We start from the raw sequence: 17283 nt of genomic DNA, 5'->3' as shown, positions 1-17283 counted from the left end.
ACTTATTCCGCTCCCCCTCTTTCCCGCGCCGGCGCCCGCGCGCATAATCGCACCATGAACGACTCGATGCTTCCCTCCGGCGCCTGGCCGGTCCTCGAACCCGGCTGGGTCTGGCTCTGCGGGGCCGGTCCCGGCGATCCCGGCCTGCTGACGCTGCATGCGCTGAACGCGCTGCGCCAGGCCGATGTGGTGATCTACGACGCCCTGGTGTCCGAAGAGATCCTGTCCTGGGCCCCGAAGGCCGAGCATGTCTACGCCGGCAAGCGCGGCGGCAAACCCTCGGCCAAACAGCGCGACATCTCGCTGCATCTGGTGGAACTGGCCCGCGCCGGCAAGCGCGTGCTGCGCCTCAAGGGCGGCGATCCTTTCGTCTTCGGCCGCGGCGGAGAGGAAGCCCAGACGCTGATCCAGCACGGCGTGCCCTTCCGCATCATCCCCGGCATCTCGGCCGGAATCGGCGGGCTGGCCTATGCCGGCATCCCGGTGACCCATCGCGACGTGAACCAGTCGGTGACCTTCGTCACCGGCCATGACCAGTCCGGCGAAACCCCCGGATCGCTCAACTGGCGCGCCATTGCCGAAGGCGCCCAGGTGCTGGTGATCTACATGGGCATGAAACACGCCCGCCGCATCGCCGAGGCGCTGATGGACGCGGGCCGCCCCGCAGAGGAGCCCGCCGCCGTGGTCTGCAACGCCACCACCCCCAATCAGCAGGTTCTGGAAACCACGCTGGGCCGGCTGGCGGACGATATCGACAGCTCCGGGCTGGAGCCCCCGGCGATCCTGTGCATCGGGCGCTCTGTGCTGATGCGTCAGGTGCTGGACTGGCAGGCGCTGGCGGCAGGCGAAAGCCCCCGCAACCTCGATCCGCTCGGACGCGGCCTGCCGGCCGAGACCCTGTGAAGGGGCTGATCCTCGCCGCGCCCTCCTCGGGCGCGGGCAAGACCACCCTGACGCTGGCGCTGCTGCGCCATCTCGCCCGGCAAGGGCTGAAGGTGCGCGGTGCGAAATCCGGCCCCGACTACATCGACCCGCGCTTTCACGAAGCCGCCTGCGGCACCCCTTCGCTCAACCTCGATGCCTGGGCCATGGCGTCCGCCCGCATCGCCCAGCTCGCCAGTGCCGATCCCGCCGATCTTCTGGTGATCGAGGGCGCCATGGGCCTCTTCGACGGCGCCCCCCCCGAGGGGCGCGGCGCCGTCGCCGACCTCGCCCGCCAGTTGGGCCTGCCGGTGGTGCTGGTGGTCGATGCGGGCCGCATGGCGCAAAGCATCGCACCGCTGGTCGCCGGCTTTGCAAACCATGACCCGCAGGTTTGCATAGCGGGCGTCATCCTCAACCGCACCGGCTCCGCCCGCCACGTGGCGATGCTGCGCAAGGCCCTGGCCCCGCTGGGCCTGCCGGTGCTGGGCACCCTGCCACGGCGTGCCGACCTGGCCCTGCCCTCGCGCCACCTGGGCCTCGTGCAGGCGGAAGAGACCGGAGACCTCTCGGCCTTCCTCGACCGTGCTGCCGACGCCCTTTCCGAAGGCACCCCCGGCGACGCCCCCTTCGACACCGATACCCTGCGCGCCCTCGCCCGGCCCCTGCCCGACGCCCCCGAAGCCCCGCTGCTGCCGCCCCCCGCCCAGACCATCGCCGTGGCCCGGGACGCCGCCTTCGCCTTCGCCTATCCGCACCAGCTGCGGCACTGGCAGGCCATGGGCGCCACGCTCTCCTTCTTCTCGCCGCTCGCCGACGATCCCGTCCCCGACGCCGATTTCGCCTTCCTCCCCGGCGGCTACCCGGAGCTGCACGCCGGCCGCCTTGCCGCCAACAGCACCACCCTCGACAGCCTGCGCCGCCACGCCTCCACCAAACCCCTCTACGGCGAATGCGGCGGCTACATGCTGCTGGGCGAGACGCTGACCGATGCCGAAGGCACGACCCACCGCATGGCGGGCCTGCTGCCGCTGGACACCAGCTTTGCCACCCGCCGCCTGCACCTGGGCTACCGCACCCTGACAACGACCCAGGCGCCCTTCGCCGGCTCCTGGGCGGGGCACGAGTTCCACTATGCCACCACGCTGCGCGCCGAAGGCACGCCCCTCTTCCAGGCCCGCGATGCCGAAGGCACGCCCCTCCCGCCCATGGGCCTGATCCGGGGCCATGCGATGGGCAGCTTCGCCCATCTCATCGACCGCCGCTGACACCCCGAACCACCCCGGCTCTCTCATCTGGCCAAAAATATCCCCGCCGGAGGCTGGCGCGCCCCGGCGCGCCATTCGCCGCAGCCCGCGCAACGCCCGCCCCTTGCCGCAGTGCAAAACCCGGGCTAGGCCTTGGCGCATGACCGACGCCGCCCTCCTCCCCGACGATACCCGCGCGAAGCGCAACGTGGCCGTCCTCGTGCTCGCCCAGGCGATCCTGGGGGCGCAGATGCCGATGATCTTCACCATCGGCGGCCTTGCGGGCCAAAGCCTGGCCGGCAATCCCTGCTTCGCCACCCTGCCGATCTCGCTCATCGTGCTGGGCTCGATGCTGGCGGCGACGCCGGTCTCGGCCCTGATGCAGCGCTTCGGACGCCGCGCGGGTTTCCTGACCGGCACCGCCTTTGGCTGCCTCGGGGCACTGGTGGGGGCCATCGGGCTCTACCTCGCCTCCTTCCCGGTCTTCCTGCTGGGCTCGCTGCTGACCGGGGTCTACATGTCGACCCAGGGCTTCTTCCGCTTCGCCGCCACCGATACCGCCTCCGAAAGCTTCCGCCCCAAGGCGATCTCCTACGTGATGGCCGGGGGCCTCGCCGCCGCGATCATCGGGCCGCAGCTGGTCAAGCTGACCGCCGACATGATGGTGATCCCCTTCCTCGGCACCTACCTCGCCATCGTGATCTGCAACCTGCTGGGGGTGGGGCTGTTCATGGCGCTCGACATTCCACGCCCCGACGCCCCCAAGGCCGGCACCCCCACGGGCCGGACCCGCCGCGAACTGATCGCCACCCCGCGCATTGCCGTGGCGGTGATCTGCGCCATGGTCTCCTATGCGCTGATGAACCTGGTGATGACCTCGACGCCGCTTGCCGTGGTCGGCTGCGGCTACGGGCGCGACACCGCCGCCGACATCGTGACCTCGCATGTGCTGGCAATGTACATCCCCAGCTTCTTCACCGGCGCGCTGATCACCCGCTTCGGGGTCGAGAAGATCCTGGGCATCGGCCTGGCAATCCTGGCCGGCGCCGGTGCCATCGCGCTTCAGGGGGTCGAGGTCGCCAATTTCTTCGGCGCCCTCGTCCTGCTGGGCATCGGCTGGAATTTCGGTTTCATCGGCGCCACCACGATGCTTGCCGCCTCCCACACCCCCGCCGAACGCGGCCGGATGCAGGGCCTGAACGACCTGATCGTCTTCGGCGGCGTGACGCTGGCCTCGCTGGCCTCGGGCGGGCTGATGAACTGCTCGGGCGGCAGCCCGCAGGCTGGCTGGACGGCGGTCAACCTGGCCATGGCGCCGCTGATCGCGCTGGCGGGCGGCGCGCTGATCTGGCTTGTGCTGCGCCCCAAGGACGAGGCCCCCGCACGATGATCCTGGAAATCACCCTGTTCTGCGCCTCCCTGGAAGAGGCCGACCGGATCTCCTCCACCCTGCTCGAGGCGCGGCTGATCGCCCAGGCATCGCGCGGCATGGCCCAGGCGGCGCTGTTTCGCCGCGATGGCAGGATCGTGCAGGAAGAGGAGTTCCCCCTGACCCTGCTCACCCGGCCCGCGCTGGCGCGCGAGGTCGAGGCGGTGGTGCGCAGCCTGCATTCCTACGCCATTCCCGCGCTGCAGCACTGGCAGGTCGAGGCCAATCCCGATCACGAGGCCTGGGTCCGCTCCGAAACCCGCGACCCGGCCTGATCGCGTGCCCACCCTAATCACGCCTCCGCCCTGATCGCGCCCCCGCCTACCAGCCCCTTCGCCCTACCAGCGCCCGAAGGCGCCGGCCTTCAGTAACCCCAGCTTCTGCGCGAAGGGCGCCACCTCGAGCGCGCCATCCTTGACGCGCGCGGGCGTGCGCACGACCAGCTTCAGCACCGCCTCGGCCATCGGCAGGCCGAACATCAGTGGCGCCGCCGCCCGGTCCACCTGGCCGCGCGCCGCACGCAGGTCCTTCAGCGCTGCCAGAGCCTCCTGCGCCAGTTCCGCCACATGCCCCTCGCGCCCATCGACCAGCGGCTGCCGCCCCGAGCCCTCCAGCGCGGGCACCGCGCGGAACCAGTTCGCCAGCCCCAGCACGAAGCCGGCCTGCCGGGCCTGGGCCTCGGGCAGATCGGCGCGCAGCATCCCGGCGCCGGCACGCAGCAGGTGCCCGGAGGTCGCATCCAGATAGTCGCGAAAGGCCGCCTCGTCCTCGAACGGGTCCTTCCAGACATCCCAGATCCGCGCCACGATCAGACGGTCCAGCAGATGCGCCCCGGTGGCATCCAGATGCAGCGCCAGCGGCGTCACCACCTCGTGCCGGCGGATGCCACTGCCCTGCCCGATCTCCTCCAGCGCATCACGCCACCATTGCAGGCGCATCTCGGCGATCATCGGCTCCTGGGTGACCCAGGGGGCGCGGCTGACCTCGATGTTGAAGGCATAGAGCGGAAACAGCACCGCGCGCGCCGGCACCGGGGCGGCCATCACGGCGCGGAACCGCTCCGGATCGCCACGCTCGACCAGCTCGGCGCAGGCGGTCAGATCATCGGTCCACTCAGTCGTCGTTTCGGATGCGGTCAAGGAACTCTCCGACCAGTTGCGCCACCGGCGGGGCCTCGACCAGATCGAGATGCCCCAGCCCCGGCAGCAAGTGATAATCGCCCCGCCGGGTCACGGCGGACATCGCGGGGGCATAAAGACCGGCCCGGAAGGCCTCGTCCTTCTCGCCCGCCAACAGCAGGAACTTCGGCAGCGCCGCCACGTCGCGGGTCCAGTCCCGGCGCGGCCCGTAGGACAGCACCATGCGCCAGGAATAGGCGGTGCGCGCCAGATCGCGCTGCGGCCCGTTCAGCACCTCCTCCGGCATGTCGAGCTGCAGCACCGTCAGCCGGTCGAAGGCATGGATACGGAGGGCATTCAACATGCCAAGGCCGATCATCCGCCGCGGCATGGCCCGCGTCCAGCCCCCCGAAGCGGGCCGCGCCGTGGGTGCCTTCCATCCCAGATAGGGCGCCAGCAGCACCGCGCCATGGATGCGGCTGCCGAAAGCCCCGCCGGCAAAGCGCACCGCCAACCCGCCGCCCGAACTGTGGCCCAGCAGCACGACCTTCTGGCCCGGCCGGGCGAAGGCACCGATCAGATCGACGATATCCTCCTCCAGCTGGCCGATGTGATCGACATCGCCGCGCCGCCCCGGAGCCCGGCCATGGCCGCGCAGATCCGGGATCACCACGTCGGCATGGCGCGCCAGCAGCGGGGCCAGCCCGTCGAACTGCCCGCCATGCCAGCCAGAGCCATGCAGCGCGATGACCAGCGGCGCGCCCTCGGGGCCTTCCAGGCGGCGCACCGGCAGCTCCAGCCCGTCGCGCAGCGCCACCCGCCCGAGCGGCAGCGGCGGATGCCCCGCCGCCAGCACCCCCGAGAAATCCAGGCCACCACGCCCCGGCATCCGCCCGCGCGGCTGCGACAGGATCAGCCCCAGCGGCAGGACAATGCCCACCGCCACCGCCAGCTGCACCAGGTCGCGGAAGGAATCACCGTCCATCCGTCCCCCTCAGCCCTGCACCGCCCCCTGGACAGAGCGCGCATGCAGCAGCTTCCAGGTGACCGCATCGACCAGCGCCTCGAAGGAGGCATCGACTATGTTGGCCGAAACACCGACGGTGGACCAGCGCCGGCCCTCGCCGTCCTCGCTGTCGATGATGACACGGGTCACGGCCTCGGTGCCGCCATGGGTGATGCGCACCTTGAAGTCCACCAGCCGCATGTCGTCGATGATGCACTGGTACTTGCCCAGATCCTTGCCAAGCGCCTTGGACAGCGCGTTCACCGGCCCCTGATCATTGCCGTCCCCGTCCGAACTTTCCGAGACCGAGAGGATCTTCTCGCCGTCGACATGCACCACGACCACCGCCTCCGAGACGCTGATCACCTGGCCCTTCGCATTCTTGCGCCGCTCGATGGTGACACGGTAGCGCTCGACCTCGAAGAAGGCGGGCAGCTGGCCAAGCGCCTTGCGCGCCAGCAACTCAAAGCTCGCCTGGGCGCTGTCGTAGGTATAGCCCGCATCCTCGCGCCGCTTCACCTCCGAGAGGATCCCGGCCAGCGCCGGATCGCCCTTTGGCACGGCAAGACCGGCATCGGCCAGGCGGCGGCGCAGGTTCGACTGGCCGGCCTGGTTCGACATCGGGATGACCCGCTCGTTGCCCACGATCGCCGGGTCGACATGTTCGTAGGTCGAGGGATCCTTCAGGATCGCGCTGGCATGCAGCCCGGCCTTGTGGGCAAAGGCCGAAGCCCCGACATAGGGCGCCTGCTTGACCGGCACCCGGTTCAGGATGTCGTCCAGCTTGCGCGACACCCCCACCAGCTCTGCCAGCGCGCTGCGCGGCACGCCGGTCTCGTAGCGGCTGGCATAGGGTTCCTTCAGCAGCAGCGTCGGGATCAGGGTGATGAGGTTGGCGTTGCCGCAACGCTCGCCCAAACCGTTCAGCGTGCCCTGGATCTGGCGCACCCCGGCATCGACGGCGGCCAGCGAACAGGCGACCGCGTTGGCGGTGTCGTTGTGGGTGTGGATGCCCAGCCGATCCCCCGGGATGCCCGCCGCGATCACCTCGCGCACGATCTCCCCGGTCTCGACGGGCAGCGTGCCGCCATTGGTATCGCACAGCACGATCCAGCGCGCGCCCGCCGCCAGCGCCGCGCGAATGCATTCCAGCGCATAATCCCGGTTGGCCTTCCAGCCATCGAAGAAATGCTCGGCGTCAAACAGCGCCTCGCGCCCCAGCGACACCAGGTAGCCCACCGAACGCGCGATGTTCTCGACATTCTCCTCCAGGGAAATGCCAAGCGCGGTGGTGACATGGAAATCATGGGTCTTGCCCACCAGGCAGACCGCCCCGGTGCCGGCATTCACCACCGCGGCCAGCACGTCGTCATTCTCGGCCGAGACTCCGGCCCGTTTGGTCATCCCGAAGGCGGTCATCTGCGCCCGGGTCTCGGGCGCGGCCTCGAAAAAGGCGCTGTCGGTGGGGTTGGCCCCGGGCCAGCCGCCTTCGATGTAATCGACCCCCAGCAGGTCGAGCATCCCGGCAATGCGGATCTTCTCTGCGGTGGAAAACTGCACGCCCTGGGTCTGCTGCCCGTCGCGCAGGGTGGTGTCGTAAAGATAGAGACGGTCCATCAGGCTCCTCCCGCCAGAGCGCACCATGGCCCCCGGCCCTGATCATTTTCTTGTTCCAAATACCTTCGGGGGTGAATGGCGCGCGCCCGCGCGCCAGAGGGGGCAGACAGCCCCCTTGCCCGGCCTGCCCGATGCGTCACGCCAGCCCCTCCAGCTTCGCGGCATCAAAGCCCGCACCGGGGATCAGCTCGACCCCGGCCTTGGACATCCGCACCTCGACCCCGGCGGCAAGCAGCGCCTGCTTCAGACGGTCCACCTCCGAGAAATCCTTGCTCTCCATCGCGGCGGCGCGGGCGGCGGCCAGCACCCCGGCCAGCCCGGAAAGATCCGCCTCCGGGGCGGCGGCCCAATCGCCCAATTCCTCGCCCAGCAGGCCCATCAGCGCGGCCGAGGCCTTCAGCCCCGCCGCATCGCCCGCACCGGCCAGCCGGTGGAGCTCGGCCAGGGCGCCGGCGGTGTTCAGGTCATCGGCCAGCGCCGCAAGCACCGCACCCGAGATCTCTCCCGCCTCGACGCCCTCGACCAGGACCCGCCACTTGCGCAGGGTGGTCTCGGCCTCCTCGCGCTTCTTTTCGGTCCAGTCCATCGGCTTGCCGTAATGGGTGCCAAGGAAGACCATCCGGATCACCTCGCCCGGCACGCCCCTGTCCAGAAGATCGCGCACGGTGAAGAAGTTGCCCAGCGACTTGGACATCTTCTTGCCCTCGACCTGAAGCATCTCGTTGTGCAGCCAGAAGCGCGCGAAACCCGCCTCCGGGTGGGCGCAGCAGCTCTGGGCGATCTCGTTCTCGTGGTGGGGGAACTGCAGGTCGATGCCGCCGCCGTGGATGTCAAAGCTCTCGCCCAGCAGCTCGTAGCTCATGGCCGAGCATTCGATATGCCAGCCCGGACGGCCCCGGCCCCAGGGGCTGGCCCAGCCCGGCAGATCATCGGACGAGGGTTTCCAGAGCACGAAATCCATCGGATCGCGCTTGTAGGGCGCGACCTCGACCCGGGCACCGGCGATCATGTCCTCGACCGAACGCCCCGAAAGTGCGCCGTAGGCCTTGTAGCTTGCGACCGAGAACAGCACATGCCCCTCGGCCTCGTAGGCATGGCCGTTTTCGACCAGCCCGGAGATCATCTCGACCATCTGGCCGATGAAGGCGGTGGCGCGGGGTTCGTGATCCGGACGCAGGGTGCCAAGCGCATCCATGTCCTGATGATACCACGCGATCGTCTCGGCGGTGCGTTCGGCGATCAGTTCTTCCAGCGTGCCCGCAGCCCCCGCTTCCTTGCGCGCCAGCGCGGTCGCGTTGATCTTGTCGTCGACGTCGGTGAAGTTGCGCGCATAGGTCACGTGATCCGTGCCGTAGACATGGCGCAGCAGGCGGTAGAGCGTATCGAAGACCACCACGGGCCGCGCATTGCCCAGGTGCGCGCGGTCATAGACCGTCGGCCCGCAGACATACATCCGCACGTTGTCGGCGGTAATCGGAGTGAAAATCTCCTTCTTCCGCGTGCGGGAGTTGTGCAGCTTGATCTCGACCATGTCTCGCTCCTGTCGGGCCGCTCGGGCCGGGCATGTCCGCAAAGGCACTCCGCCCGCGGGCGGCTTACAGGATCCTTTGAGAGGGGAAACGAGAAGCGGCCCGCGAGAAGTATCTCAGCAGGGGATAATGCAGCCGGTAATGATGCAGCGCTTCGTCATGGCCGCGTTCATAACGAAGCCCCCCGCCCCTGCCAAGCCTTGATTTGTCACCCAAGCGTGGCAATGCTGCGGGGCATGAGCCGCGCTTTCGTCACCTCGATCTGCCAGCCGCTGCCGGGGGCTGCTGTTTCCGACCCCTGGGGCGGCGGCCATGCGGTCTGGAAGGTGGGCGGCAAGATCTTTGCCAGCATCGGCGCGCAGGACCGGGGCGTTTCGGTCAAGTGCAGCGACACCGCCTTCGCCCGCCTGCTGATCGAGGACGGCACGGCCGAACGCGCGCCCTACCTTCATGCCAGCTGGGTGCTGCTGCCCTGGGGCTGCGACGAAGGGCTGATGCGCGACAGGGTGCTGCTGTCCTACGACCTGATCCGCGCGGGCCTGCCGAAAAAGGTCCAGGCGATGCTGGCGCCGCGCCCGGACTAGAGGAACCCGGTCTCCACCGCGCGCGCCCAGTCCCAGCGGGCATGGGCGCGGGCCCGGGCCACCATCTGGGTGGTGTCATAGGGCACGAAGCGCTGCGTGATCGACCAGTGATCGCCCTGGCGCTCCACCAGCGCCCAGGCGGCATGGGCATGGCCGGTCTCGATCACATGAGGCACCGGAAGCTCGTCCTCGTAGGCCGGGCAGCCCACCGATCCGGGGTTCAGCAGGATCTGCCCGGTGGGCAGGCGCAGCGTCACCGGCAGATGGGTATGGGCGCACAGGATCAGAGAGGCCCCGATGCCCGCCGCCGCGACCTCGGCGGCGATGTCGTCGACATGGCGCAGGCTGACGGTGCCGTCGCGGGCGACCTCGTGGGTCCAGTAGACATCGTCGCAGCCCGGCATCGCGTGGCAGGCCCAGACATCGCCGAAATCCATCACCTCGGGCAGGCCCGCCAACCAGTCCAGCGCAACATCCTCCAGTGCCTCCAGAGCCACCCGGTCCGAACGCCCCATCTCGGTCGGGGACTGCTCCAGCAGGTAGCGGTCATGATTGCCGCGCAGCGCCAGGATGCGGTGCCGCAGCAGCAGCCCCGCCGTGCCCGCCGCATCCAGCGGCCCGCTGAAGTGATCGCCCAGCACCAGCACGTCCTCGGGCTGGAACTGCGCCATATCTGCCTGCACGGCGCGCAGGGCATCGGCATTGCCGTGAATATCGGCCAGTACCGCGAACCGGCCCCCCAGGGGCGCAAATCGTCTTGTCGCAAGCGTCCTCATGGCGCGAAGCCTTGCCGGTCCGCGTCATTGTGGCAAGCGCAAACCCCTTGCACTGCCGAAAGAACTGCGAAACCCTTTCGCGGACCGATCTTCAGGAGGCGAACCATGCACGATCCCGGCCCCGCGTTCCGCGCGCTTCACCAGCCCGGCCACCCCTTCGTCCTGGCCAATGCCTGGGACCTGGGCTCGGCCCGGATGCTGGCGGCGATGGGCGCCCAGGCCATCGGCACCTCTTCCGCCGCCTTCGGCTTCACCGTCGGCAAGCCCGACGGCGCAGTCACCCGCGACGAGGCCCTGGCCCATGCCGAGGCGATGGTGGCCGCCACCGACCTGCCGGTCTCGGGCGATTTCGAGAACGGCTTCGGCGACGATCCCGAGACCGTCGCCGAGACCCTGCGCCTGGCCGCCGAGACCGGCCTGGCCGGGCTTTCGATCGAGGATGTCACCCGGGGCGGCGCCGCCGCCTATGATCACGCCCTGGCGCTGGAGCGCATCCGCGCCGCCACCGCCCAGATCCGCGCCCTGCCCCGCGACATGGTGCTGGTGGCGCGCGCCGACGGGCTGGTGCAGGGCCATTACGACCTGGACGAGGCGATCGCCCGCGTCCGCGCCTTCGCAGAGGCCGGGGCCGATTGCGTCTATGTGCCGGGGCTCGCGCATTTCGAGGATCTGGAACGCGTGGTGCAGGAGGCCGGCGCCCCGGTCAACGCCCTGGCCATGGGGACGCTGGCCAGCTACGCGCGCGCCGATTTCGCCCGTATCGGGGTGGCGCGGATCTCGCTCGGCTCGGCGCTGGCGCGGGTGACCCACCGGGCAATCCTGGATGCGATGAACGAGGTCTACGAGGATGGCTCCTTCTCGCGGCTGAAGAAATCGGTGGCCGGAGAGGCGGTCGATCACATGCTGGAAGCCGGGGCCGCATCGGAATGAGGCGCGCCCTGCGCCTTCTCGCCCTGCTGGCCGCCTGTGCGGCGGCTCCGGCGGTGGCGCAGGACCTGCCGGATCCGGTCTGCAGCTATCTGAACGATTTCGCGGGGGTGCTGCCGCCCGACCGCGCCGAGGCACTGCGCCACGAGCTGCAGGTGACCCGGCGCATGACCGGGGCGCAGATCGACGTCGTCGCGCTGCCCGACCTGCGCCATTTCGACAGCGGGGAAAGCCTGTTGCAGTTCAGCCAGCGGATGCTGCGCGACTGGGAGATCGGCGATATCCGCCGGCAGGACGGCATCCTGCTGCTGCTGATCGCCGCCCCGCTGGAGGCCCGGATCGAGCTGGGCGCAGGCTATAACCGGCACTGGGACCGGATCGCCCGCGACATCGTCGCGGACACCGTGCTGCCGGCGGCGCGGCAGGGCCGGATCGGCGACGGGCTGATCGCCGGGGCGCTGGCCGCCCGTGACCGCATCGCCCGGCCCTTCGCCGAGGGGCAGCGTGCCGACGGCCAGCCCGCACCGCTGCACTACGTGGCCGCCGTGATCTTTGCGGTGGCCGGGCTGCTGGCGATGATGCGGCGCCGGGTCAACCTGATGCGGCTGGCCGCCCAGCCCTGTCCGAACTGCCGCCGCCGCGGCGGGCTGCGCCGGCAGATCGACCGCCGGGCAGACCGCGAAACCAGCCTGACCTACTGCCTCTACTGCAATCACCAGCGCGAAGAAGAACTGATCCTGCCCGATCCCGCCACCCCGGCCCGCGAAGGCGCCTGAGACGGATCTTTCGAGGCAAGGCTTTCCGGGAAAAGTCTTTCTGCGGCAACGCTTTCGGGACGGGCCCCGAGCGCCCTTCGAAACGCGAACGGGCGGGGAAATCCCCGCCCGCGCCGCAGATCCTGCTCCGGGTCACTCGGTCACGGTGACCTTGACCATGCGGTCCGGCTCTCCGGTGACAGAGCCGTTCTGGCCCATGCCGCGCTTGATCTTGTCGACCACATCCATCCCCTTGGTCACTTCGCCGATGACCGTGTACTGGCCGTTCAGGAAGTCGCCCGGGGCGAACATGATGAAGAACTGGCTGTTGGCCGAGTTCGGATCCTGGCTGCGCGCCATGCCCACCGTGCCCCGCTTGAAGGGGATGTCGGTGAATTCCGCCGGCAGGTCGGGCAGATGCGAGCCGCCACGACCGGCCATGCGCATGTCGCCGCCGACCTTGCCGTATTCGACATCGCCGGTCTGCGCCATGAAGCCGTCGATCACGCGGTGGAAGTAGACATCGTCATATGCCCCTTCCTTCGCCAGCTCGACCACCTGCGCCACGTTCTTCGGAGCTTTCTTGTCATACAGATCGATATGGACGGTGCCGTTGGCCTCGCCCGCGATCTGGATGTCCAGGCCGGTCGCCAGGGCGGGGCCGGCAAGCCCCCCCATGCACGCAACGGCCAGCAGAAGCTCACGCATCCGCGGCAACCTTCACCGAGATCATGATGTCGGGATCCGCAGGCGGCTCGCCGCGCACGATCGCGTCCACATGTTCCATGCCGTCGATGACGCGGCCGTAGACCGTGTACTGACCGTTCAGGAAGTGGTTGTCGGTGAAGTTGATGAAGAACTGGCTGTTGGCCGAGTTCGGGTTCTGGCTGCGCGCGGCACCCAGGGTGCCACGGTCATGCGGCAGACGCGAGAATTCCGCCGGCAGGTTCGGCAGGTCGGAACCGCCCGTGCCCGCCATGCGCAGGTTGAAGTCGCCGGTCTTGTTGCCGTTGGCCACGTCGCCGGTCTGCGCCATGAAGCCTTCGATCACGCGGTGGAAGACCACCCCGTCGTATTGACCCGAGCGCGCCAGTTCCTTCATGCGCTCGCTGTGCTTGGGGGCCACGTCGGGCAGAAGCTCGATCACGACCGTGCCGCCCTTGAGCTCCATGAGGATCGTGTTTTCGGGATCCTTGATTTCGGCCATTTGCCTCTCCTTCCACATGTTTGCGCCAGCAATATTAACTGACGCGCCGATTGCCAAGCACAGCCTGTTGACCCTCGCGTTACGGCGGGCGAGAAATCACCGGAATTGGTTAAAGGAGAGGACCTCATGGGCTGGAAAACCCTTGATGACATGGATATTTCAGGCAAGCGCGTTCTGGTGCGGGTCGACATCAACGTCCCCGTCGAAGATGGCCGCGTCACCGACGCGACCCGGATCGAGCGAATCGTGCCCACCGTGAAGGACATCGTGGCCAAGGGCGGCAAGGCGCTGCTCATCGCGCATTTCGGCCGCCCCAAGGGCAAGGTCGTCCCCGAGATGAGCCTGAAGGTCACCCTGCCCGCGCTGGAAGCGGCGCTTGGTCAGGACGTTGCCTTCGCGGAGGATTTCGCCGCGCTCGCCGGGATCGAGGCCGACGTGGTGCTGCTGGAGAACATCCGCTTCTACCCGGGCGAGGAAAAGAACGACCCCGCCTTCGCCAAGGAAATCGCCGCCCTTGGCGACATCTACTGCAACGATGCGTTTTCCGCCGCGCACCGCGCCCATGCCAGCACCGAGGCCATCGCGCGCGAGCTGCCCTCCTGCGCCGGGCGCCTGATGCAGGCCGAGCTTGAGGCGCTGGAAGCAGCGCTTGGCGATCCGGTACGCCCGGTGATAGCGGTCGTCGGCGGCGCCAAGGTCTCGACCAAGCTCGACCTGCTGGAGAACCTGATCGAGAAGGTCGACAAGCTGGTGATCGGTGGCGGCATGGCCAACACCTTCCTGGTCGCCCAGCACCTGCCCATCGGCAAGTCCCTGGCCGAGACAGACATGGCCGACACCGCCCAGAAGATCATGCTGAAGGCCCAGGACATCGGCTGCGAGATCATCCTGCCCTCCGACGTCGTGGTCGCGCGCGAATTCAAGGCCGGTGCAGATTGCGAGACCGTGGGCGCGGGCGAATGCCCCGAGGATGCGATGATCCTCGATGCGGGCACCGAGGCGGTCGCGCGGATCTCCCAGGCGTTCGAGGAGGCCAAGACACTGATCTGGAACGGCCCGCTCGGCGCCTTCGAGATCGCGCCCTTCGACACCGCGACCAATGCCGCGGCCCTCAAGGCGGCGGAACTGACCAGAGCCGGTTCGCTGACCTCGGTTGCCGGTGGCGGCGATACGGTGGCGGCGCTGAACGCCTCGGGCGCGGCGGCGGACTTCACCTATATTTCCACCGCGGGCGGTGCCTTCCTGGAGTGGATGGAGGGCAAGGTTCTGCCCGGCGTTGCGGCGCTGGAGGCCTGATCCGGCGGAATGTCCGCCCGCAGGAGGTGCGTTAGCGCAACCTCAATTGCAGATGGTCCCCCTGTCGCCTAGACAGGGGGAAGCGGGCGGAGGAGTGCCCCGCCTTTTCATGAACCCTTATAATTTCAGGCGATTGACATGAGCGACACGATGCAGGCCGAAAAGGTCAAGACCGATCCGGCGATGGCCGAACAGATCCGCAGCGGCGACGGCTTCATTGCGGCCCTCGACCAGAGCGGCGGCTCAACCCCGAAGGCGCTGAAGCTCTACGGTATCGAGGAAGACGCCTATTCCTCCGAGGAAGAGATGTTCCAGCTGATGCACGACATGCGTGCCCGGATCATCAAGTCCCCGGCCTTCAACGGCGAGAAGGTGATCGGCGCGATCCTGTTCGAACGCACCATGGATGGTGAGATCGACGGCGTGCCCACCGCAGAATACCTCTGGAAAGAGACCCAGGTCGTGCCCTTCCTGAAGGTCGACAAGGGCCTGGACGAGGCCGAGGACGGCGTCAAGCTGATGAAGCCGATGCCCGAAATCGACGCTCTGCTGGCCAAGGCCGTGTCGAAGGGCATCTTCGGCACCAAGATGCGCTCGGTCGTCGATGCGGCGAACCCGGTCGGCATCAAGAAGATCGTCGAACAGCAGTTCGAAGTCGGCAAGAAGATCCTGTCCTACGGGCTGATCCCGATCATCGAACCCGAGGTGACGATCTCCATCGCCGACAAGGCCGAGGCCGAGACCCTGCTGCGCGACGAGATCCTGGCGCATCTGGACGCCCTGCCCGAGGGCATCGAGGTCATGCTGAAGCTGACCATCCCCGAGGTCGACAACCAGTACAAGGCGCTGGTCGATCACCCGAAGGTCATGAAGGTCGTGGCGCTGTCGGGCGGCTATTCGCGCGAAGAGGCCAATGACCGCCTGTCGCGTCAGACCGGCATGATCGCCTCCTTCTCTCGCGCGCTGACCGAGGGCCTGTCGGCCCAGCAGTCGGACGCGGAGTTCGACGCCACGCTGGCCGCCACCATCGAGGGCATCTACAAGGCCTCCGTCGCCGGCTGAGCCCGTGCCGAAAGAACCACCGAAGGGGGGCGGATCACCGCCCCCCTTCGCATTTCCGCCCGCCTTTGGGATTCCCACGCCCCCCGGGCTGTGCCATAGTGCCCCCAAGACGTCCGCAGAGACGAGAGCCGGCCAGGGCCGACAGGAGCAGTAGACCATGAGCGCGCAGTCACGCCCGGGCTTCGGGATGTTCATCTACTTCAGCATCGTGCTGATGCTGGGCCTCTATTTCACCTTCGCCGCCGTGCAGGGGGAATTCGGCATCTTCGCCCGCGCCGAGGTCGAGGCCGACAGCCAGCAGCTGCAAACGCGGCTCGACGGGCTGAACAACCAGATCGCCGTGATGGAGAACCGCACCCGCCGGCTCTCGGACGAGTTCCTTGATATCGACCTGCTCGACCAGCAGTCGCGCGACATGCTGGGCCAGATCCGCGGCGACGAATTCGTCCTCCAGTAATCCGCCCAGGCACTCTTGCCGCACTGCGGCACACCCAGGATCAGTTCCCGATGCAGGCCCGGCTCCGTCCGGGCCTTTTTCACAGGTACGAAGTCGCCATTCCCGAAGGGCCGGCCCGCCTCATGCCGCAGCGCAGCATCGGCATTCCCCGGGCAGGGCCGCGCGAATGCCGCGCAAATCCCTCTTGCAGCTCAGGAAACCTTCCCTACCCTGTGCTTGCGTCAAATTCGCACTCGCATCCCGCCGGGAATTGCTGTAGGGGATAGTTTAATACTAAACTATCCCAGATCGCTTACCGATTCCACGGTTCACATACGGGGAGGACACCTGATGGCGACCCGCAAAGCTGCAGCCAAGCCGAACGTTTCGGCCGATGAGCTGAAACAGTACTACCACGACATGCTGCTGATCCGCCGCTTCGAAGAGAAGGCCGGCCAGCTCTATGGCATGGGGCTGATCGGTGGCTTCTGCCACCTCTACATCGGCCAGGAAGCCGTTGTCGTCGGCCTCGAGGCCGCCGCGGAAGAGGGCGACAAGCGCGTCACCTCCTACCGCGACCACGGCCACATGCTGGCCTGCGGCATGGACCCCAACGGCGTCATGGCCGAGCTCACGGGCCGCGAGGGCGGTTATTCCAAGGGCAAGGGCGGCTCCATGCACATGTTCTCGAAAGAGAAGCATTTCTATGGCGGCCACGGCATCGTCGGCGCCCAGGTGCCGATCGGCGCGGGCCTCGCCTTCGCGGACAAGTACCTCGACAACAAGCGCGTCACCTTCGCCTATTTCGGCGACGGCGCGGCGAACCAGGGCCAGGTCTACGAGACCTTCAACATGGCCGCCCTGTGGAAGCTGCCGGTGATCTTCGTGATCGAGAACAACCAGTACGCCATGGGCACCGCGCAGAAGCGTTCGACCTCCTCGGCCGAGCTTTACAAGCGTGGCGAGGCCTATGGCATCCCCGGTGAGCAGGTGGACGGCATGGACGTGCTGGCCGTCAAGGCCGCCGGCGAGAAGGCCATCGCGCACTGCCGTGCCGGCGACGGCCCCTATATCCTCGAGGTCAAGACCTACCGCTACCGCGGCCACTCCATGTCGGACCCGGCGAAGTACCGGACCCGCGAGGAAGTGCAGAACATGCGCGAGAAGCACGACCCGATCGAGGCCGTCCGCCAGATGCTGCTGACCGGTGAACACGCCACCGAGGACGATCTGAAGGCCATCGACAAGACGATCAAGGAGATCGTCAACGCCTCGGCCGAGTTCTCCAAGGAAAGCCCCGAGCCGGCGCTCGAGGAACTGTGGACCGACATCTACGCCGAAGTGGCGCCGCAAGAGCAAGACGCCTGAGGGAG

At 68.1% G+C, this 17283-nt stretch carries 18 protein-coding genes; 11 read left to right on the top strand and 7 right to left on the bottom strand.

What is annotated here, in order from left to right; translation table 11 throughout:
- Window positions 1-54: 54 nt before the first annotated feature.
- The 4 genes from cobA to cutA all read left to right on the top strand — a co-directional run bounded on the left by cobA (window position 55) and on the right by cutA (window position 3872).
- Entirely contained in the window at window positions 55-903 is an 849-nt protein-coding gene (gene cobA, locus KM176_RS10480; protein WP_160896995.1) for a uroporphyrinogen-III C-methyltransferase, read from the top strand.
- Entirely contained in the window at window positions 900-2189 is a 1290-nt protein-coding gene (locus KM176_RS10475; RefSeq protein ID WP_160896994.1) for a cobyrinate a,c-diamide synthase, read from the top strand. Before cobA ends, KM176_RS10475 begins: the two co-directional genes overlap by 4 nt.
- Before the next feature lie 139 nt (window positions 2190-2328).
- Entirely contained in the window at window positions 2329-3558 is a 1230-nt protein-coding gene (locus tag KM176_RS10470) for an MFS transporter (protein WP_160896993.1), read from the top strand.
- Window positions 3555-3872 carry a divalent cation tolerance protein CutA gene (cutA, locus tag KM176_RS10465; protein ID WP_160896992.1) on the top strand — a complete coding sequence of 106 codons (318 nt, stop codon included), beginning with the start codon at window positions 3555-3557 and terminating at the stop codon, window positions 3870-3872. Before KM176_RS10470 ends, cutA begins: the two co-directional genes overlap by 4 nt.
- Before the next feature lie 63 nt (window positions 3873-3935).
- Here cutA and KM176_RS10460 read toward each other — a convergent pair whose 3' ends face one another.
- The 4 genes from KM176_RS10460 to cysS all read right to left on the bottom strand — a co-directional run bounded on the left by KM176_RS10460 (window position 3936) and on the right by cysS (window position 8869).
- Window positions 3936-4736, bottom strand: coding sequence for a squalene/phytoene synthase family protein (locus KM176_RS10460; RefSeq protein WP_236045269.1), 801 nt, complete (start codon window positions 4734-4736; stop codon window positions 3936-3938).
- On the bottom strand, window positions 4711-5700 hold the full coding sequence (locus KM176_RS10455; protein ID WP_160896991.1) for an alpha/beta hydrolase: 990 nt from the start codon (window positions 5698-5700) through the stop codon (window positions 4711-4713). Before KM176_RS10455 ends, KM176_RS10460 begins: the two co-directional genes overlap by 26 nt.
- A gap of 9 nt (window positions 5701-5709) precedes the next feature.
- The gene (gene cimA / locus KM176_RS10450) at window positions 5710-7338 is read right to left on the bottom strand and encodes a citramalate synthase (RefSeq protein ID WP_202398089.1); all 1629 of its coding nucleotides are present in this window, start codon (window positions 7336-7338) and stop codon (window positions 5710-5712) included.
- A gap of 136 nt (window positions 7339-7474) precedes the next feature.
- On the bottom strand, window positions 7475-8869 hold the full coding sequence (gene cysS / locus KM176_RS10445) for a cysteine--tRNA ligase (RefSeq protein ID WP_160896989.1): 1395 nt from the start codon (window positions 8867-8869) through the stop codon (window positions 7475-7477).
- 234 nt (window positions 8870-9103) lie between these two features.
- On the opposite strand from cysS, the gene KM176_RS10440 reads away from it, so the two are divergent.
- Window positions 9104-9451 (top strand): MmcQ/YjbR family DNA-binding protein, encoded by a 348-nt coding sequence (locus KM176_RS10440; RefSeq protein WP_160896988.1) that lies wholly within the window; start codon window positions 9104-9106, stop codon window positions 9449-9451.
- On the opposite strand, the gene KM176_RS10435 is transcribed toward KM176_RS10440, so the two are convergent.
- Window positions 9448-10227: a metallophosphoesterase family protein gene (locus KM176_RS10435; protein WP_160896987.1), complete on the bottom strand. Its 780-nt coding sequence runs from the start codon at window positions 10225-10227 to the stop codon at window positions 9448-9450. The genes KM176_RS10440 and KM176_RS10435 overlap by 4 nt on opposite strands.
- Window positions 10228-10332: 105 nt before the next feature.
- Here KM176_RS10435 and KM176_RS10430 point away from each other — a divergent pair, with 105 nt between their 5' ends.
- Both KM176_RS10430 and KM176_RS10425 read left to right on the top strand, forming a co-directional pair.
- Complete coding sequence (locus tag KM176_RS10430) at window positions 10333-11157, top strand: isocitrate lyase/PEP mutase family protein (protein WP_160896986.1); 825 nt, start codon at window positions 10333-10335, stop codon at window positions 11155-11157.
- Window positions 11154-11930, top strand: coding sequence for a TPM domain-containing protein (locus KM176_RS10425; RefSeq protein ID WP_215558776.1), 777 nt, complete (start codon window positions 11154-11156; stop codon window positions 11928-11930). The genes KM176_RS10430 and KM176_RS10425 overlap by 4 nt, the downstream gene beginning before the upstream one ends.
- 132 nt (window positions 11931-12062) lie before the next feature.
- Here the strand turns inward: KM176_RS10425 and KM176_RS10420 are convergent, their stop codons facing one another.
- Window positions 12063-12617, bottom strand: coding sequence for a peptidylprolyl isomerase (locus tag KM176_RS10420; protein WP_160896980.1), 555 nt, complete (start codon window positions 12615-12617; stop codon window positions 12063-12065).
- Window positions 12610-13116 carry a peptidylprolyl isomerase gene (locus tag KM176_RS10415; RefSeq protein WP_160896979.1) on the bottom strand — a complete coding sequence of 169 codons (507 nt, stop codon included), beginning with the start codon at window positions 13114-13116 and terminating at the stop codon, window positions 12610-12612. Before KM176_RS10415 ends, KM176_RS10420 begins: the two co-directional genes overlap by 8 nt.
- A 126-nt stretch (window positions 13117-13242) precedes the next feature.
- On the opposite strand from KM176_RS10415, the gene KM176_RS10410 reads away from it, so the two are divergent.
- The 4 genes from KM176_RS10410 to pdhA all read left to right on the top strand — a co-directional run bounded on the left by KM176_RS10410 (window position 13243) and on the right by pdhA (window position 17278).
- Window positions 13243-14412 carry a phosphoglycerate kinase gene (locus tag KM176_RS10410; protein WP_160896978.1) on the top strand — a complete coding sequence of 390 codons (1170 nt, stop codon included), beginning with the start codon at window positions 13243-13245 and terminating at the stop codon, window positions 14410-14412.
- A 138-nt stretch (window positions 14413-14550) separates the two neighbouring features.
- Complete coding sequence (locus KM176_RS10405) at window positions 14551-15474, top strand: fructose bisphosphate aldolase (RefSeq protein ID WP_236045268.1); 924 nt, start codon at window positions 14551-14553, stop codon at window positions 15472-15474.
- 157 nt (window positions 15475-15631) lie between these two features.
- Window positions 15632-15931: an FtsB family cell division protein gene (locus tag KM176_RS10400; RefSeq protein WP_160896977.1), complete on the top strand. Its 300-nt coding sequence runs from the start codon at window positions 15632-15634 to the stop codon at window positions 15929-15931.
- Window positions 15932-16261: 330 nt separating this feature from the next.
- A complete protein-coding gene (gene pdhA / locus KM176_RS10395; protein WP_160896976.1) occupies window positions 16262-17278 on the top strand; it encodes a pyruvate dehydrogenase (acetyl-transferring) E1 component subunit alpha in 1017 nt (338 codons plus the stop codon).
- Window positions 17279-17283 lie beyond the last annotated feature (5 nt).

Source organism: Pseudooceanicola endophyticus (assembly GCF_018760365.1).
Classification (GTDB): domain Bacteria; phylum Pseudomonadota; class Alphaproteobacteria; order Rhodobacterales; family Rhodobacteraceae; genus Pseudooceanicola; species Pseudooceanicola endophyticus.
The sequence above is the reverse complement of the archived record's forward strand: the minus strand, read 5'-3'. Positions and strand labels throughout refer to the sequence as shown.

Excerpts from the sequence above, each read along its gene's own strand:
- cobA (WP_160896995.1), top strand. The coding sequence starts at position 55 with ATGAACGACTCGATGCTTCCCTCCGGCGCCTGGCCGGTCCTCGAACCC.
- KM176_RS10470 (WP_160896993.1), top strand. The coding sequence starts at position 2,329 with ATGACCGACGCCGCCCTCCTCCCCGACGATACCCGCGCGAAGCGCAAC.
- cutA (WP_160896992.1), top strand. The coding sequence starts at position 3,555 with ATGATCCTGGAAATCACCCTGTTCTGCGCCTCCCTGGAAGAGGCCGAC.
- KM176_RS10455 (WP_160896991.1), bottom strand. The coding sequence starts at position 5,700 with ATGGACGGTGATTCCTTCCGCGACCTGGTGCAGCTGGCGGTGGCGGTG.
- cimA (WP_202398089.1), bottom strand. The coding sequence starts at position 7,338 with ATGGACCGTCTCTATCTTTACGACACCACCCTGCGCGACGGGCAGCAG.
- cysS (WP_160896989.1), bottom strand. The coding sequence starts at position 8,869 with ATGGTCGAGATCAAGCTGCACAACTCCCGCACGCGGAAGAAGGAGATT.
- KM176_RS10440 (WP_160896988.1), top strand. The coding sequence starts at position 9,104 with ATGAGCCGCGCTTTCGTCACCTCGATCTGCCAGCCGCTGCCGGGGGCT.
- KM176_RS10435 (WP_160896987.1), bottom strand. The coding sequence starts at position 10,227 with ATGAGGACGCTTGCGACAAGACGATTTGCGCCCCTGGGGGGCCGGTTC.
- KM176_RS10430 (WP_160896986.1), top strand. The coding sequence starts at position 10,333 with ATGCACGATCCCGGCCCCGCGTTCCGCGCGCTTCACCAGCCCGGCCAC.
- KM176_RS10425 (WP_215558776.1), top strand. The coding sequence starts at position 11,154 with ATGAGGCGCGCCCTGCGCCTTCTCGCCCTGCTGGCCGCCTGTGCGGCG.
- KM176_RS10420 (WP_160896980.1), bottom strand. The coding sequence starts at position 12,617 with ATGCGTGAGCTTCTGCTGGCCGTTGCGTGCATGGGGGGGCTTGCCGGC.
- KM176_RS10415 (WP_160896979.1), bottom strand. The coding sequence starts at position 13,116 with ATGGCCGAAATCAAGGATCCCGAAAACACGATCCTCATGGAGCTCAAG.
- KM176_RS10410 (WP_160896978.1), top strand. The coding sequence starts at position 13,243 with ATGGGCTGGAAAACCCTTGATGACATGGATATTTCAGGCAAGCGCGTT.
- KM176_RS10405 (WP_236045268.1), top strand. The coding sequence starts at position 14,551 with ATGAGCGACACGATGCAGGCCGAAAAGGTCAAGACCGATCCGGCGATG.
- KM176_RS10400 (WP_160896977.1), top strand. The coding sequence starts at position 15,632 with ATGAGCGCGCAGTCACGCCCGGGCTTCGGGATGTTCATCTACTTCAGC.
- pdhA (WP_160896976.1), top strand. The coding sequence starts at position 16,262 with ATGGCGACCCGCAAAGCTGCAGCCAAGCCGAACGTTTCGGCCGATGAG.